Genomic DNA, 16112 nt, shown 5'->3' on the forward strand with positions numbered 1-16112 from the left:
GTCGTCTCCGTTAAGGCAGAACACATTCTTGAACAGGGTATCCATTGGTATCCGCTAACAAAGTGCCTTTTATCTCGTCTCCGTACCAATCGATTTGGGTAAGGTTCCGGTGAGGCTGCCCATCCAAACACAGCCACTGCTTTTGATAATCAGGCTGCAAATTCTCGCTATTTCTGTCCAATTGGTTTTGCTGAATTTCATTGTATAAAAACGCGAGATAGAAATTCATGACATGAAAATGCCATTCTTTGAATTTCTGAGTCGCAGAAATAATGAGTGGAGTGGGCGACCCTTGGTCTTCAGAAATACGGGCAAAAATATCACTGTCTCTGGTGGTGTTAGGAAAATCAGTCGGTTGATGGTTTTTATTGAAATAAAGGACATGATCCGCCGCATAATATTGCGGAACAAAGTTCAAAAAATTGCTGATATTAGGAAAGCCCGGTACTGGGTCGCGGTAGTTAATCGTGGCATAGACATTAACGTTCGAGTCGAGATCTTGAGTAAATCGGAGGTCACCGATTTTAGGCGAAGCAAAACTGTACACCGACTGAACCTTATACCCTTCTGCACGTAATTTATAGCCCAGAACCGTCGCAGTCGCGCCCCCTAAGCTGTGACCTGCCAGAAAAATAGGCTTATGCGTGTCGCCCATTTCACGCAGTGCTTGCTCAATAAGCGGAAAGAGGGTTTTAACGACGGCAGCGTATCCGCTGTGGAGTTTTCCTTTCGCATTGGGAATGAGTAAGCTGGCATTTAGCGGAATACTCGGTCCATTGGCGAGAATATCCGTCATGAAGTTATACGCGATTTGTTCGTCGTGTATCGACTGTTCGTCCACCATTTGCGTTCCCCGAACCGCAATCAAAACGAAGTCTCGATTGGATGCAATGATGGCATTACCGCTGGTGATCGAGTTAGCAAACAAGACCTTTTTGAAGCCCCAATGGCGATACTGTTCTTGCGCCGCACAGCGGTAATCGTTTTCTGTTGTGGCATAACCACGTCCATTGGCAAATTGTTGGTAATAGGTACGAATAGAAGCTTGCATCGCAAGGTAATTGTTCATTAGGCGGTAGTCGGGGGTGTTGATAAAGTGCTGGAATTTATTTCTACTGCCAGCGAACGTATTGCCATAGCCTCGCGTTCTGCATTGGCTGGCGGCGCCCAATTCCCCCGCTAAGTTTGGGGCTCCTGATTGAAGAGAATCCCACAGACCATCCACCGTTTCAGTTAATACAGCAAACCCAATAGACAGAGGATCTCGCTTGGGTGACGACGTAGAAAGGCAACGCAATTCCCACAAATCCACCAAACCGATATACGTTTCATCGGGGTTTACTCTATGCCAAGCGGCACTGCCTAACCCTTTTACTCGAACTAAAAAGTCAAAATCCCCAACGTTCTCAATCGTTCGGATGTCTTTAACCATCTCGAATTTTTTCTCTAGCACTGGCACCGCCATGGCATGGAAGATAGATTGTGTCGCTGAAATCTTCTTTTTGATTTTTGCTTGGCAAACATCGGCCGAGAATGCCGAAAGAGAAAAAAACAGACTGATAAAGGCGAAATTCAATATCCAGAGTTTCATAAATCCTCGAGCTCAAATGTTTTAATTTATAAGCAATTGTTAAATTATTGATCGAGCTAATGGAGGTAAAACGTGATTCATACAACAACCACTGGGTCAGGGGTTCTCAAAAATTAGAACAGAGGGTCTTAAACTAAAAAGAGTGAGGGTATTTTTATCTTTGAATAATAAAAACAAAGGAGTAGAAGTTGGGGGGCTGTATTGGGGGTATTTTCCAATTGGAATCAGAGTATTTTGAATCAGGTTTTCGGTGGTCTGTTTTTTTGGCGAGTTTAGTTTTCTACCATTCCATTCTAAATAGAACCTTTGTTAGTGAGAATTTTAGTATTGGATATCCATCTGCTCCTTTGCATCGGATCTACCCATGTCCTTTTTTCTGTTTCTGTTTCTATTTATGCGTGTTATTTCTTATTTTTTGGTATTTTTTGTTAAATATCAGAAAATTGAATGGTAATTTCTCGTTTTATTACGACAGACTGCGTATGAACTATATGGGCAGTTTTCTGCTAAAAATGAGGTGGCTTATGAAGCATGATGTATGGGTTTTAGTGTTAGCCCCCGGTGATAGAGAGTACTCTGATTTTTGTTTTGATGCTGGTATCATTGGAACTGGTTGGGCTAGTGTTGATGGTTACCGTCATGTATTGGCAAAAAATGAAAATGAAATTGGAGTAGGCTACGACCGTGCATACTTAGCTGAGGAGTGGGCGGACGCCGACAACCGAAACAAAGCGATATATGCTTTAAATAAAATTGCCAATGAAATTAAAATTGGTGACAAAATACTCATTAGAAAGAATAATAAAAAACTTTTAGCGGTTGGCGAAGTAACTGGTGACTATAAGTTTAAACAAAGCTGGGTCAACCGAGATTTCAGCCATATCCGAGATGTAAGGTATACAGCAATAGCAAGAGACAAAAACCTATTTGATACAATGGTTAAACATCTTGGAAAGCAGTTTTCAATGGGGCACACAATATACTACTTTGGCGAAATTGATCATGGTGTCTGGGGTGAGTTTATTGAAGATTGTCATGATATTTTGATGGATGCAATATAAATCTAATAAGCGGTTAATGCGGATTCACAACGCTTCGCGATTTCAGTTCAAGTTAATTGTAATGTTTAAGGTGTGGATAGCAGTTGGTGTTATTCACCACTTAATGCAGCACTATATTTTTAATTAGCTAGGTTAGGCTCTAAGGATCAAAATGTATATTGAGTCACAAGAAAAAATTTACTACAGCAATAATGAACCGATTCCGTTGGATGATGTTATCGCATCATTACAAGGGTATTCAGAATTAATAAAAATGCTTCCAACGGTGCTTGAACATCTTGATGACAGCCTTGTCATCGAAAGCGTCAAGGTTTACGTTGATGAAGTCAGTAAAGGTAGCCTTTGGGAAGTTTTACTAATTGGTTTGGCTTTCGGTAGTCAGCAATCGTTAGACTGCCATTTAACTGGTGTAAACGATTGGACTCATGAAAAACTTATGAATGCAGGAATAAATAACAAAAATATTCGTAACGGCTTGATTGTACTTGTAGCAATACTTGCTGTGACAGGGGCTTCAATGGCTCTTGACCATATGAAAAAGTTGCTTGGTGGGCGTGATGAGAGCACAGCTAAAGTCCAAGCCAACAATAACATATTCATTAATATAGGTGCTGAGGCATACGGTACAACGCCAGATGCAATTCAGTCAGCAATTGCCCATGCAATTGAAGTACATGGCCAAACAAAGGTTGCTAAAGAAGCAAGAAAAATTATTGCGCCAGCTAAGTTAGAAGAGGGGGCTGAAGTTAAGTTCTTTTCTGGTGCCAATGCATCTGATACACCAATAGTTACTTTTGATAGCGAGTTGGTAGAGGCTCTTCCAAGTTATGATTTTAATGAAGGCGATGTGTCTATCCCTCAAAATAACGTCGATGTTTATATTACAAGTATGGATCTGGAACGTTATAAAACTGGCTGGGCTGCTCATATCCCCTCAATTTCTGAAAATAAAAGGATTCCAATTAGCTTTAATTCAGGTGAGAACCTTGAACAGATCGCTTTTGAACGAAACTATAAAGCTAATATTACAGTTGTATATGGTCGTGATAAAAAGTCTGGTGACTTAAAGCCAAAGCGCGCGTTGATTAGCTCACTAGGACAGAAACTAGAAAAAAGCCTCAAAGATAAAAAAATATAACAAGCTACTCAAGATTAATTCGTAACACATGGCGTTATCACTATGCAGTGGTTTAAGTTATTAAGGTCGGAGTATAACCATGGAATATATAACATTTTTGCTTGAGATCATTTCAAAGATTACGCCTTTGGCTGCTTTGATTGCGGTAGTAGTTGGTGTATGGAAGTCATTTGTTGTTATCAGACTAAAAATAGAATCAGAAGTTAGATTGAAAGAAATGGCAAGAATAGAATCTCAAATTAAGCTAATGAATATATTTACTAAATTAGTTGAATCAGCTCATGCAAGAAAAGAAGACTTTTTATCTGAAACCATGGTTGAATATTTGATTAAACAAAATAAAAGCGGGAAAATTGATTTGGATAAAGCACTTGTGACCTCTTCTGTCGGCGGCGCTTCGCAAGATGCAGCGATCGAGTCAATAACCCTACTTGCTATTGAGCACAAAATACTTAAAGAACCTGCACTTAAAGCCTTAAATAGCCTTAAAATTATCCCTTCTAAGAAAGAAGTGGTAGTAAAGTCTATAGAACGCATTAAAAACGAAGACAAAAAAGACTAAGACAGGCAACTCAAAAACGTAACCAAACAAACTTAAGCAATCGACATTCATGCCTATATATGTTTCTAATATGATGAAGTCTTGTCGTTTGGGTGCAAGTTTAAGCACTCTTCACTTCCTTTGAGTGTCGGTAAGCACGCCTTATCGACGGCTCTCCACCAATCACATAGCCCTTTTCCAACTCTTTACAAGTGTTAATCCTAAATATAGTCACCTATTACTTCAAAATATCTGTTATTAACACTCGCCCCCCATAAGACTAGAACTCTCAAAGACCTACGTGATATTGTTTCAAAACTATCAGTAAATTATTGGGTGAAGTAGTGGTGCCTGATGATTGTGATGTGTCGAGAGGATTAAAATGAAGATCAATACTATGAGGATTCCTTGCAATAATTTTGAGGAATCTGAGAACTTTTATACTCAAAAACTTGGGTTAACAAAGATATATGGATCCGTATCGGATGGCTTCGTAGGTTACCAGCTAGATAATGCGCAGATGATTATAGAGCCGGAAGAAAAAGGCGAGTTTGAATCTGGAAGGTACCTAGGCTTTAGTCTCGAAGTTGAGGATATCAACGCATTCTACGCTAGGTTGAAGCAAGAAGGTGTCGAGTTTACGGGCGCTCCCGAAAAGCAATTTTGGGGTGGCATCATGACTCATATAGTGGATCCAAATAAGAATACATTTTCAATCGTACAGGTTGAGAATAAAACAGGATGACATGTTTCGAAATGGCCAGAAGATCTCGTAGCCATTTCGTTGTATGAAAAAGCGCCATTGAAGGCGCTTTTTTAGTATTTACTTACTGCGATTGGAGTTGCTACAAGATATAAGCGCGCTTTGGATAATGTCGATCGCTTCCTCTACTATTTCGTCCTCTACGGTGAGTGGAGGCAGCAAGCGAATCGCATTGCCAAATTGACCACATGGCAACACGATCAAACCCTTATTTCGGCATTCGGCAATAAACGGTGCAACGTATTCTGGAGCAGGGGTTTCGCCGTTTACAAAATCAAAGGCAATCATAGCACCAGCATGGCGAATATACGCAATAGGAATGTTGATGTGCGATTCCTTAATATGGCTTATGGCTTTGTGAATTCTCTGACCTATCGCTTGTGCTTTTTGGTTGAGGTTTTGGCTTTGAATTTCATCCAAAACGGCGTGAGCGGCAGCGCATCCGACTGGGCTTCCACCGTACGTTCCTCCTAGACCACCTGGCGCTGGGCTGTCCATCAGTTCACGTTTTCCAATGATCCCTGAAAGGGGATAGCCTCCAGCTAGTGCTTTCGCTACGGTGATCAAATCGGGTTGTATATCAAAATGCTCGCTAGCCAACGTTTTTCCGGTTCGACCGAATCCCGTTTGCACTTCATCAAAGATTAAAACGATACCGTGTTCATCGCATAGGTTTCGCAATTTTGTCATCAATTCGCTAGGTGCGGCGTAAAAACCCCCTTCACCTTGAATAGGCTCGATAACAATGGCAGCAACGGATTCGGGGGAGATGTCTGTCTTGAAAACCTTTTCTAGCGACTTCATGGTGTAGCTTGTATCCATACCTTGATAAGGCACAGGGAAGGGTACGTGGAAAATGTCGGCAGGGAAGGGACCAAAGCCCTCTTTGTATGGTGCGATTTTCCCCGTCATACCCATGGTTAGCATGGTTCTACCGTGAAAGCCGCCATGAAAAGCGATCACACCACGGCGCTTGGTGTAGTGGCGCGCGATCTTCACGGCGTTTTCTAGCGCTTCGGCACCCGTTGTCATTAACAGCGTTTTTGCATCGTCGATGGGGGCTAACTCATTTAAGCGCTCCGCAAGGGAAATATACGTCTCATAGCCTGCAACCTGAAAAGCGGTGTGACTAAAGCGTTCAATTTGGTTGATAACGGCTTGTGTGACAGCTTGGTTGCAATGCCCTGTATTGACAACGGCAATGCCAGCTGCAAAATCGATAAATCGTCGGTTTTCTACGTCCCAAATTTCAGCATTTTGAGCGCGTTTCACAAACAAAGGGGTAGCCGAAGCCACGCCTCTGGGCACCGCCTTGTTTCGGCGATCCATCAGTGACTGATTATTCATTTGAGGTGTCCTGTCCTTTTTAAGAAAGCCCGCCAAAGCAGACGTATTTGGTTTCCAGATATTCTTCGATGCCGGATCGCGATCCTTCACGCCCTAATCCAGAGTGTTTGATGCCGCCAAACGGGGCAACTTCGTTGGAGATGATTCCTTCATTCACGCCTACCATGCCGTACTCTAGCGCTTCACTGACGCGTAAGCAGCGATGAATATTGGTGGAATAGAAATACGCCGCCAAGCCATATTCGGTTTCGTTGGCCATTTCAATCGCTTGCTCCTCCGTGTCAAAACGAAAAATGGGGGCGACGGGGCCAAACGTTTCTTCCGATGCGATGCGCATTGCGGGGGTGACATCGGAAATGACGGTTGGCTGATAAAACAAACCACCCAGAGAGTGGCCAGAGCCGCCGGTGAGCAATTGCGCACCTTGGCTCAAAGCATCTCGGATATGAGCATCGACCTTGTCCATTGCTGGCTCACTAATCAAAGGACCGATCTGATGCTTCGGATTCATACCCGAACCCACTTTGAGCTTGCTGACGGCTCTGGCGAATTTTTCAGAAAATTGTGCGTAGACACCGGATTGCACCAATATTCGATTGGTACATACACACGTTTGACCCGCATTACGAAACTTGGAGGCAAGCGCACCTTCTACGGCTTCATCGAGATCGGCATCATCGAAGACAATGAAAGGCGCATTGCCACCCAGCTCCATGGAAACGCGTTTTACTGTATTAGCGCATTGTGCTAACAGCTTTTTGCCAACCTCAGTAGATCCAGTAAAAGACAGTTTCCGGATTGTTGGGCTGTCGCACAACGCGCCACCAATTTCTGCCCCTTTGGCGGCGGTTACCACGTTGATGACGCCTTCTGGAATACCCGCTTGTTGTGACAGCGAAGCCAGCGCGAGCGCTGAAAATGGCGTCGATTCCGCTGGTTTGATGATCGCGGTGCAACCCGCCGCCAAAGCAGGTGCCAACTTGCGCGTGATCATCGCGACAGGAAAATTCCAAGGCGTTATGGCAGCGCAAACACCAACGGGTTGCTTCAAGGTTTGTAGACGACGGTCTGCTGATGTTGAGGGGATAACATCACCGTAAGTGCGTTTCCCTTCTTCTGCGAACCATTGAATGAATGAAGCCCCGTAGGCCACTTCGCCAAGCGATTCCGATAGCGGCTTTCCTGATTCCAAGGTGATCAGTTCCGCCAAATCGGCTTGGTTTTCTAGAATCAATTGATGCCAATTCATCAAATATTCGGCTCGCTGCTTGGCAGTCAGTTTTCGCCAAGATTGCAGAGCGGTATTTGCGGCATCGATAGCTGAAACGACCTCTTTGCCCGACATATCTGGAACCGTACCAATTTCATTGCCGTTCGCTGGGTCATAAACCGAGAAGCACTGGCCCGTTGCATTTTTCACCCATTGACCATTCACAAAGGCGCGGTGTTGAAGTAACGTCATTGGCTTACTCCACTTTGCTCTATGTGCTGTTTAGCGGCGTCGAGCAGCGCTTGATGATCACGTCTTGCACTCAGGGCATCTTCCATGCTCACCTCCACAAATTGAGTGGTGGCATTCGGCTGCATTTGACCAATTAAATCCATGTCTGTCGAAATGACGGTGCCAATCATGAAATAGCCGCCTCCTGACACCGCGTCACGGTGCAATACGATGGGCTCTTTCCCTGCGGGTACTTGAATGGAACCGTAGGGGTAACAACCATCAACGATGTTGGAAGGATCTGACCCTGCGCCAAAAGGCTGGTCGCGTTCAATGAATTCAAGAGGTGTACCGTTTTTAAAGCGGTAGCCAATGCGATCCGCTTCGGGCGCGACTTGCCATTCTTCTGCAAAAAACTGTTTGCCAGACGCTTCCGTAATGCGATGCCAGTACAATCCCGTTACGACTCGAAGAGCAGTGCTAGAGCTGTTTGAGTTGACTGCGTTACGACGTAACGTCGCTGGTAGATGACGTCGGACAAAGGCAGAGTTTTCTTTGGCATTAGATTGTTTAGGGGCAGATAGATCAGTAACAGGTAGGCTGTCACCTTCTTGAATGGGTCGACCTTCAAAGCCGCCAAGCGCACCGAGTGTGTAGGTCGAACGGCTACCCAATACTTCTGGCACATCAATTCCGCCACTAACGGCAATGTAAATTCTTGCGCCAGCGGTAAGGTGGCTAAACGTGAGGGTTTGACCCGCCTCGACGTGAAAGCTTGTCCAGTTTTCTTGTGCTACACCATCGACCATTGGTGTCATTTCTGCACCCGTCACGGCAACCGTGCAGCCTGTCGAAAATTCCAGTTTGGGTCCCATGAACACCGCTTCCAAGACGGCCGCGTTTCCATCGTTTCCGACCAGCCAATTCGCGCATCGGCACGCAAATCTATCCATGGCGCCTGAAACCGGAATACCCAAATGAAAATACCCTTTACGACCAAGATCTTGCACTGCTGTCGCTAAACCAGGGTGAATAACCTTAATGCTCATACAGTGCCTCCTTTAATTTGGTGTTGTAGCTGCCCATGTTTGCTTCAAATTCAGACAAAGAGAATTGGACTGGTTTAATTACAGGTTGATAGGTGCCTGCTTCTACCTGCTCCACTATTTGGTGATATTCCGCCTCATTGATGGCACGAAACTTAACAATGTCTCCCGGCTGGAAGAAGACGAGAAAGTCTTTAAGGTGAGCCACGCTCTGGCTTGGGTCGTAGATGGGCAGGGGCGTCACACCAAACATTTGGTATCCACCCGCGCCGCGCACCGAATAAATGCACGAGAAACATCCGCCGTAACCAACAGTGAGCTTTGGGGTATCGGTTCTTGGGCGAACGTATTTCGGGACTTGGATTTGCTTTTCTTGCTCCACCATTTGAAACATGAAAGGCAACCCTGAAACGAACCCCACCATGGTCACCATCCAAGGGGAATTGGCGTGCGCTTCAATAAACGCATCAATCGAATCGTACCCGTTGATTCTCGCGGCGTAAGAAAGATCGGTGCCTTCTGGATCTTGGTGCCTTTCCCTAAATCGCATCAGTGTTTCATGTGTCCATGGATCTTGGTAATACACGGGCACTTCAACGATTCGGGTGTCTATTTTCGCTTCGTTTTCTGCCATAGACGCTTCAAGGTCTTGTATGGTTTTCAGCATGTCTGAAGGGGCGCAAATGTCAGGGTTGTATTTCACCTGAAAAGACGCGTTTGCAGGGCAGATTTCTTCTACCCCCTGAATGTTTGCTTGTCGGATAGCTTGCGTCATCGACAAGCTTTTGAAAAAGGCAGCAAGTGACATCTCTTCGCTAACCTCTACAAATATGTGTTCGTCTCCACCATAGGAGTAGCGTGTTTTCATCGTCGTTCCTTAAGATGCTTGAGAGTATGAGCTGTCCTTGCTCGTATCAGACTCGGATTCATTCTCTAACCAACGCTCTAGCCACGCAGTGTTGAACTGCCCGGTGAGTAAATCGTTGTCTTTGCATAGTTTTTGAAATAGAGGCTGGGTGGTTTTTACGCCAGTCACTTCCAATTCGTCGAGGGCTCTTGCCATGCGTTTAATGGCGTTTTCTCGGGTGCTATCCCATACAATAAGTTTTCCTAACAGCGAATCGTAATAAGGGGGAATGGCAAATCCGGAGTAGATTAATCCGTCAAATCGAACCCCAGATCCCATCGGGGGAGTAAATTGGCTGATGATGCCGGGGAAAGGCAAGAACCCATTAAACGGGTCTTCTGCATTTAAACGGATCTCAATCGCATGACCACGCATTTCAATGTCGGATTGCTGAAGCGCCAGCGACTTGCCGGATGCAATCAGAATCATCTCGCGAATCAAATCGACGCCAGTAATGCACTCTGTAATAGGGTGCTCTACCTGTATGCGTGTATTCATTTCGATAAAGTAGAAGGCTTCCGTTTCATTGTCATAGAGGTATTCAATGGTGCCAGCACCCTGATAGTTAACGCTTTCTGCTAACGCCACCGCAGATTGACACATGGCTTCTCTAACGGAGCTCGGGAGAACAAAACAAGGTGCCTCTTCCCATACTTTCTGGCGTCGGCGTTGCAGCGAACATTCACGTTCAAATAGATGAATTGCTTTGGTTCCATCTGCGAGGATTTGAACCTCAACATGCCGAGCCTGATGAATGAACTTTTCTAAGTACAAGGTGCCATCACCAAACGCCGATTGTGCTTCCGCAGAGGCTTGATGATATTGCTCTAGAAAGTTAGCGGCTTGTTCAATCACTCGAATTCCTCGACCACCGCCACCGGCTGATGCCTTTATCATGACAGGAAACCCAATTTCTTTGGCGCGCTGCAGTGCGGCGTCTGGATTGATGGAGGGGGCACTGCCGGGAACGACAGGCACACCCGCGGCCATGGCGGTTTCGCGAGCAACGGCTTTATCCGCCATTTTTCGCATGGTGTCGCCATCGGGACCGATAAAGCGCAATCCGGCTGCGCGTACTTGATCTGAAAACTCGGCGTTTTCTGACAGGAATCCGTAGCCCGGGTGAATCGCGTCCGCGTTGGAAACGATGGCGGCTTTGATGACTTTATCGCCATTCAGGTAGCTTTGATTTGCCATAGGCTGCCCAATACAAATGGCTTCATCTGCTAATTTAACCGCCAACGATTCACTGTCGGCTTCGCTGTAAACTTGAATGGTGCGGAGCCCCATTTCTTTGGCTGCACGGATGATCCGCACCGCTATTTCACCGCGATTAGCGATAAGAATAGATTGAATACTCATAACAATTCCTTGTATACATTCAGTGCGTTATTTAAGCCGGACGATAGGTTGACCAGCGTTAACGGGTGTTTCGTTATCCAGCAAAAAGTCATCAATAACGCCTGACACTTCTGCTTTGATTTCGTGAAACGATTTCATTACCTCAACTAAGCCGATGACATCACCAGGCGATAGGGTATCTCCCGCCTGTTTATAAAAAGGTTGTTCGGGGGCCGATGAACGGTAGAACACGCCCGGTAGTGGGCAGATGATTTCTTTGTCTGACATGGTTCACTCCTTGAAGATTGACGATCCATCAGTGGATAATTCTTTTTGGCTTTTTAAGGTTCGTTCTCGTGAAGGCAGGTGTTGCTGTAGTGTTTTGTTGACTGCCTTGGCGATGTCCAGTGCGTTTGGGGTGTCTGAATGTACACAAACGGTTTGGGCAACCACGGGGATCTCATCTCCATTTGTTGCTGTTACCGCTCCTTGCTCTACGGCTTTTTTCACTCGTGTTGCCGCATAGTTAGGATCGGTTGCTTCGTGAGTTTGAGTGATCACCAAGTGCCCATGTTGATCATAGTCTAGGTCGGTGAAAAACTCGGCGACGAAGCCCACACCCTTGCTTTTGTATACTTTCTCGTGGCAAGTACCGGTTAAACCGAATACGGGTACTTGGTAATGCAACGCAATATTGGCGATGGTTTCCGCGATTTCTGGATCAGACGCGGCCATGCCATACAAAACTCCGTGTGGCTTTAAGTGGTTAAGTGGCATACCCAACATATCCAGAAAGCCTTTCAGTGCCCCAATCTGATAAACGATCATGTTGTGCAGTTCGGCTTGGCTTAGGTGCATTTTTCTGCGTCCAAACCCCTGTAGATCGGGCAGTGAAAAGTGTGCGCCCACCTTTACGCCATAACGTTTGGCAAGCTCTACAGTGTGCTTCATGTGGTTTGGGTCTGATGCGTGGAAGCCACAAGCAACGTTGGCTTCGGTGATGTAGGGCATAAGCGCTTCATCATCACCTAGCTTGTAAATGCCAAACCCTTCTCCCATATCGCTGTTTATGTTGATCATGCTGTTCATGTTGACCATATTGGTACCTGTTTATGATGTTGAAGGGGTTAGTGCGCGCCCAAGCTGGCTCGCATACGAATACGAATTTGGTCGACAATGACCGCGAAAATGAGTAACGCACCAATCACGACGGTCTGTAAGTAAGATTCGACGCGCGTTAAGTTCATGCCGTTTTGAACCAAGCTAATGAAGATGGCCCCTAGAACAACATGTTCGACACGCCCAACGCCGCCTCTCAGGCTAACGCCAGCAATCACACAGGCAGCGATAGACTCCAATGGCATGGCTGCCCCAATATTGGCTTCGCCTGTATCTAGCCTTGCTGTAATTAACATGCCTGCCAATGCCGCAAATAGGGCGCACAATAGGTAAGCCATCATCAAGGTTTTGTGTGTGTTGATACCAGAAAGCTGCGCTGCGTGAATGTTGCCACCGACGGCGTAGAAATAGCGCCCCAGACGGGTTCGATTCACCACGATGATGGCGGCAATGGTCATGATGAATGCCGCTAAAATTGGCGTAGGAATACCTAAAATGCTACCGAACCCGAAGGTGTTACCAAATTCAACGGGCATACCGTAAACAGGAGATCCTCCCGTCATATAAAGGGCGACACCAAAGCCAACAGAGGAAATACCCAGTGTCATCACAAAAGGGGAGACTTGAAAGCGTGCCACGCCTACACCGTTGATAAACCCGACGACCAACCCAACCCCGACGCCCGCAAGAGCACCAAGCAAGATGGCGAGATAAATGGCTTCAGGAAAAGAGGCATACACCGCCGCCATGGTGGTGGCGCCAACCACAGAAGAAAGGGCGATAATGGTGCCCACCGATAAGTCGAAACCTGCCGTCAGCAAGACGAACATTTGCCCAATTGCCACCATAATGAGGTAAGAAGATTGGCGTAAAAGGTTGAGTAAGTTTCGTGCGGTCAGGAAGTTGTCCGATGCCGTCGCGAATATGGTGACTGCAATCACCATTAATATGGGTAATACCCCAATTTTGACAAATAGGCGTTTCATCCAGTTCATTGCATTTCCTTTTGATGGCGAACCCGCTGCTTTGGAAACGCTAGCTTTCGAATCTGCAAGCTCAGAAGCTGCGTGACTGGTCTTGATAGGTTCACTGTTCATTGTTGAGTGCCTCATTTTGGGGTTCCATGGATTCAAAGAAGTGAGCGAGTGCGTTGGGTTCGGTAATGTCGTCACCCTGAAGATGCGCTTCGATTCGTCCGTGTCGCATGATGTATAAACGGTGGGAGAGGTTGACGACTTCCGGTAAATCAGAAGAAATGATCACCACCGCCGCGCCTTGCTCACATAAACTAGCGATGAAGCGATAGATCTCTGCTCGTGTGCCAACATCTACCCCGACGGTGGGCTCATCAAAGACATACAAAGACACATCGCGAGTGAGGCATTTGGCCAACAACACTTTTTGCTGATTCCCCCCACTGAACTGACCAACATCGCGCTCAGTTTGCATTGGGTAGAGCTTTAATTTGTCGGCCAGCTTTGAGGTTTGCTGGCGTTCATGGTTAAGGCTTAATGCGCCCGTCGTACCGGAATAAGAGGGGGTGTTAATCGCCGCCAAGCTTATGTTTTCTCGGCAACTTCGAATCATCACCAAACCTTCGGCTTTTCTGTCTCGGGAGTTGTAAAAGAATCCCCGATCCAGCATTTCACGAGTCGATAAGCTAGTGACATTCTCACCATGAAAAATCACCTTGCCGGATTGAATGGGTTCTAACCCAAAACAGGCTCTTAGCGCTTCCGATTTCCCGCAACCAACCAGCCCAGCAAAGCCGATTATTTCTCCTTCTCTTGCATAGAAAGAAAGGTCTTGTATGGCGTTATCGCGGCTTGATAAGTTCTGTACTTCCAATACGGTATTTTGGGGAGTGAAGGGGATTTCAGGGTAAACCTGATCCATCACGCGCCCCGTCATCATGGAGATCAGCTCTTTTTCATCGACCTGTTCACAAGCCTTAGTACCGATGTAGCGACCATCTCTTAAAACGGTGATGCGATCAGCGATACGTCGTATTTCCGCCATGCGATGCGAAATGTAAATAATGCCGACACCTTGTTGCTTGATCTGCTCTACCAGTTTAAAAAGCTGCTCGGTTTCTTGATGAGTAAGAGAAGCGGTGGGCTCATCGAGAATAAGCACCGCCAGTTCCCCCCGCAGCGCTTTGGCAATCTCGACCATTTGCTTTTCTGCGCGAGACAGCTCACCGACGCTCAAATCGGGGTTGAGCTGAAACCCCATGGTGTCGAGCAATTCTTGCGCTTTGTATTGCAAGGTTTGGTTATCGAGCATGCCCGACTTCATGGGTTCTTCACCGAGGAAAAGGTTCTGTGCCACCGTAAGGGTATCGACCAATGAGAATTCTTGGAAAACGGCGCTGATCCCTTTCTGTCGAGCATCGAACACGTTTTTGAAATGCACGTCTTCATTGTGGAATCGCATTTCGCCAGCCGTGCGTTGGTTTGCTCCGGAGATAATGGAGATCAGCGTGGATTTACCAGCACCATTTTCACCAAACAATACGTGCACTTCACCGGCTTCTAATGTGAAGTCCACATCGTCGAGTGCCTTAACACCGGGATACTGTTTGTGTATCCCGTGCATTGAGAGGATTGGGTTTGAACCGACCATCATTGAGGCTTCACCGAAAACGTTGGCTTAAAGCCGTTTGGTGCCAGGGAGCTGTCGCGATCGAAATGATCAATAATAGCGGCATCAATCACATAGAGTTGCGGACCAACATGCTTGGTGTACGGCTTGCCTTCGAGGATTCGAATTGCTTGGTCAATCGCAACGCGACCTTGAATAACGGCGGAATCGGTTGGTGCAGCGAGGATGAGTTTGCGCTTGATACCTTGGTAAACACCGGGAGTAAAGTAGTAAGAGAGAACCTTGATTTGATTGGTGAGTCCACGCGCTCTCAGTAAGCTGGTGGCTGCTTCAGCAGTGACAGCAGTGCCCACGATGTAATCGAGATCCGGATGGGCTTCTAGCGTGTCTTCAACCAGCTTGAGCTGAACTTCTTTACCTGTGTCACCGTATTTGGTTTCGACGACATCGATGTTGGAATCTTTAATGGCAGACTGAAAGCCCTTGTTTCCAGCTTCTACCCAACCTGCGCCTGGAGGACCAGGAAACCAGCCCACTTTGACTTTGTTTGAACCGTTTTTGTGGATCTCTCTTAAATACTGACCCACTTTAGAGCCCATTTCACCGAACGACACTAAAGACTTAGCGGATAAATCCGGTGAAGACATACCGTTAACGATGTCGATAACAGGAACACCGGATTTAGTAATGTTCTTGACCAGATTATTTAAACCTTCATAAGAGATGGCACCAATCACGACAGCATCTGCCCCAGAAGCAACGCAGTCTTCTATTTGCGATATCTGGGTATTTAAATTGGTGTAACCGCCTGCTTCAACAAGCTGCATTCCAACGCCCGAGCGTTTGGCTTCTGCAACCACACCGTAGTTTACTGCCGTCCAGTAAGCGTCTTTAAGGTGGGGGAAAGACACACAGATGTCCCATGGCTTTTCAGCTTTGCCGACGGGCTGGTAATCCATGACTTCTCGGTTACTTGTCATATCAAAAGGGGTTGTCCAAACATCCACGGTGTACGGATACCAATCTTTGGCGTTGATGTTTGGGCTGTAATACGCAGCAAGTACTGCGGTTAACGTAAGCCATGCTGCATTTGAGGTGTTTCGTTTCATCGTTCTTCTCCCTGTTATTCGAACGTTGTTTAACGAGTGGTGTTTGCCGTGATGAATCCGTTTCGGCTGTTGTCTCATTTGTTAATAACAGGTTAAAATTACAG

Annotated in this window: 15 protein-coding genes; 4 read left to right on the top strand and 11 right to left on the bottom strand. The window is 46.2% G+C overall.

What is annotated here, in order from left to right:
* Window positions 1-10 precede the first annotated feature (10 nt).
* A complete protein-coding gene (locus VPNCDNU1_RS06420; protein WP_104399596.1) occupies window positions 11-1591 on the bottom strand; it encodes a lipase family protein in 1581 nt (526 codons plus the stop codon).
* Window positions 1592-2115: 524 nt separating this feature from the next.
* Here VPNCDNU1_RS06420 and VPNCDNU1_RS06425 point away from each other — a divergent pair.
* The 4 genes from VPNCDNU1_RS06425 (at window position 2116) to VPNCDNU1_RS06440 (ending at window position 5076) form a co-directional block, all read left to right on the top strand.
* Window positions 2116-2652 (top strand): hypothetical protein, encoded by a 537-nt coding sequence (locus VPNCDNU1_RS06425; RefSeq protein ID WP_104399597.1) that lies wholly within the window; start codon window positions 2116-2118, stop codon window positions 2650-2652.
* A gap of 151 nt (window positions 2653-2803) precedes the next feature.
* Window positions 2804-3790, top strand: coding sequence for a hypothetical protein (locus VPNCDNU1_RS06430; protein WP_104399598.1), 987 nt, complete (start codon window positions 2804-2806; stop codon window positions 3788-3790).
* 79 nt (window positions 3791-3869) lie between these two features.
* Window positions 3870-4352: a hypothetical protein gene (locus VPNCDNU1_RS06435; RefSeq protein WP_104399599.1), complete on the top strand. Its 483-nt coding sequence runs from the start codon at window positions 3870-3872 to the stop codon at window positions 4350-4352.
* 361 nt (window positions 4353-4713) lie between these two features.
* Window positions 4714-5076, top strand: a complete 363-nt coding sequence (locus tag VPNCDNU1_RS06440; RefSeq protein ID WP_104399600.1) for a VOC family protein — start codon at window positions 4714-4716, stop codon at window positions 5074-5076.
* 78 nt (window positions 5077-5154) lie between these two features.
* On the opposite strand, the gene gabT is transcribed toward VPNCDNU1_RS06440, so the two are convergent.
* The 10 genes from gabT to torT are packed head-to-tail and all read right to left on the bottom strand — an operon-like array spanning window position 5155 to window position 16008.
* Window positions 5155-6441, bottom strand: a complete 1287-nt coding sequence (gene gabT, locus VPNCDNU1_RS06445) for a 4-aminobutyrate--2-oxoglutarate transaminase (protein ID WP_104399601.1) — start codon at window positions 6439-6441, stop codon at window positions 5155-5157.
* 19 nt (window positions 6442-6460) lie between these two features.
* On the bottom strand, window positions 6461-7903 hold the full coding sequence (locus VPNCDNU1_RS06450) for an NAD-dependent succinate-semialdehyde dehydrogenase (protein WP_104399602.1): 1443 nt from the start codon (window positions 7901-7903) through the stop codon (window positions 6461-6463).
* Entirely contained in the window at window positions 7900-8931 is a 1032-nt protein-coding gene (locus VPNCDNU1_RS06455; protein ID WP_104399603.1) for a biotin-dependent carboxyltransferase family protein, read from the bottom strand. The genes VPNCDNU1_RS06450 and VPNCDNU1_RS06455 overlap by 4 nt, the downstream gene beginning before the upstream one ends.
* A complete protein-coding gene (locus VPNCDNU1_RS06460; protein WP_104399604.1) occupies window positions 8921-9796 on the bottom strand; it encodes a 5-oxoprolinase subunit B family protein in 876 nt (291 codons plus the stop codon). Before VPNCDNU1_RS06460 ends, VPNCDNU1_RS06455 begins: the two co-directional genes overlap by 11 nt.
* A gap of 9 nt (window positions 9797-9805) precedes the next feature.
* Window positions 9806-11197, bottom strand: a complete 1392-nt coding sequence (locus VPNCDNU1_RS06465; protein WP_104399605.1) for an acetyl-CoA carboxylase biotin carboxylase subunit — start codon at window positions 11195-11197, stop codon at window positions 9806-9808.
* A 27-nt stretch (window positions 11198-11224) separates the two neighbouring features.
* Window positions 11225-11464 (bottom strand): acetyl-CoA carboxylase, encoded by a 240-nt coding sequence (locus VPNCDNU1_RS06470; protein ID WP_101109852.1) that lies wholly within the window; start codon window positions 11462-11464, stop codon window positions 11225-11227.
* Between the two features lie 3 nt (window positions 11465-11467).
* Window positions 11468-12274, bottom strand: a complete 807-nt coding sequence (gene pxpA / locus VPNCDNU1_RS06475; protein WP_237324095.1) for a 5-oxoprolinase subunit PxpA — start codon at window positions 12272-12274, stop codon at window positions 11468-11470.
* A 29-nt stretch (window positions 12275-12303) separates the two neighbouring features.
* On the bottom strand, window positions 12304-13392 hold the full coding sequence (locus VPNCDNU1_RS06480) for an ABC transporter permease (protein ID WP_104399606.1): 1089 nt from the start codon (window positions 13390-13392) through the stop codon (window positions 12304-12306).
* Window positions 13382-14923: a sugar ABC transporter ATP-binding protein gene (locus VPNCDNU1_RS06485; RefSeq protein ID WP_237324096.1), complete on the bottom strand. Its 1542-nt coding sequence runs from the start codon at window positions 14921-14923 to the stop codon at window positions 13382-13384. Before VPNCDNU1_RS06485 ends, VPNCDNU1_RS06480 begins: the two co-directional genes overlap by 11 nt.
* Entirely contained in the window at window positions 14920-16008 is a 1089-nt protein-coding gene (torT, locus tag VPNCDNU1_RS06490; protein WP_104399607.1) for a TMAO reductase system periplasmic protein TorT, read from the bottom strand. The genes VPNCDNU1_RS06485 and torT overlap by 4 nt, the downstream gene beginning before the upstream one ends.
* Window positions 16009-16112: the final 104 nt, after the last annotated feature.

It is taken from the genome of Vibrio penaeicida, assembly GCF_002933855.1.
Lineage (GTDB): Bacteria > Pseudomonadota > Gammaproteobacteria > Enterobacterales > Vibrionaceae > Vibrio > Vibrio penaeicida_A.

Coding starts and splice junctions, on each gene's coding strand:
- torT (WP_104399607.1), bottom strand. CDS start 16,008: ATGAAACGAAACACCTCAAATGCAGCATGGCTTACGTTAACCGCAGTA.
- gabT (WP_104399601.1), bottom strand. CDS start 6,441: ATGAATAATCAGTCACTGATGGATCGCCGAAACAAGGCGGTGCCCAGA.
- VPNCDNU1_RS06450 (WP_104399602.1), bottom strand. CDS start 7,903: ATGACGTTACTTCAACACCGCGCCTTTGTGAATGGTCAATGGGTGAAA.
- VPNCDNU1_RS06485 (WP_237324096.1), bottom strand. CDS start 14,923: ATGATGGTCGGTTCAAACCCAATCCTCTCAATGCACGGGATACACAAA.
- pxpA (WP_237324095.1), bottom strand. CDS start 12,274: ATGGTCAACATGAACAGCATGATCAACATAAACAGCGATATGGGAGAA.
- VPNCDNU1_RS06470 (WP_101109852.1), bottom strand. CDS start 11,464: ATGTCAGACAAAGAAATCATCTGCCCACTACCGGGCGTGTTCTACCGT.
- VPNCDNU1_RS06460 (WP_104399604.1), bottom strand. CDS start 9,796: ATGAAAACACGCTACTCCTATGGTGGAGACGAACACATATTTGTAGAG.
- VPNCDNU1_RS06425 (WP_104399597.1), top strand. CDS start 2,116: ATGAAGCATGATGTATGGGTTTTAGTGTTAGCCCCCGGTGATAGAGAG.
- VPNCDNU1_RS06465 (WP_104399605.1), bottom strand. CDS start 11,197: ATGAGTATTCAATCTATTCTTATCGCTAATCGCGGTGAAATAGCGGTG.
- VPNCDNU1_RS06435 (WP_104399599.1), top strand. CDS start 3,870: ATGGAATATATAACATTTTTGCTTGAGATCATTTCAAAGATTACGCCT.
- VPNCDNU1_RS06440 (WP_104399600.1), top strand. CDS start 4,714: ATGAAGATCAATACTATGAGGATTCCTTGCAATAATTTTGAGGAATCT.
- VPNCDNU1_RS06455 (WP_104399603.1), bottom strand. CDS start 8,931: ATGAGCATTAAGGTTATTCACCCTGGTTTAGCGACAGCAGTGCAAGAT.
- VPNCDNU1_RS06430 (WP_104399598.1), top strand. CDS start 2,804: ATGTATATTGAGTCACAAGAAAAAATTTACTACAGCAATAATGAACCG.
- VPNCDNU1_RS06420 (WP_104399596.1), bottom strand. CDS start 1,591: ATGAAACTCTGGATATTGAATTTCGCCTTTATCAGTCTGTTTTTTTCT.
- VPNCDNU1_RS06480 (WP_104399606.1), bottom strand. CDS start 13,392: ATGAACAGTGAACCTATCAAGACCAGTCACGCAGCTTCTGAGCTTGCA.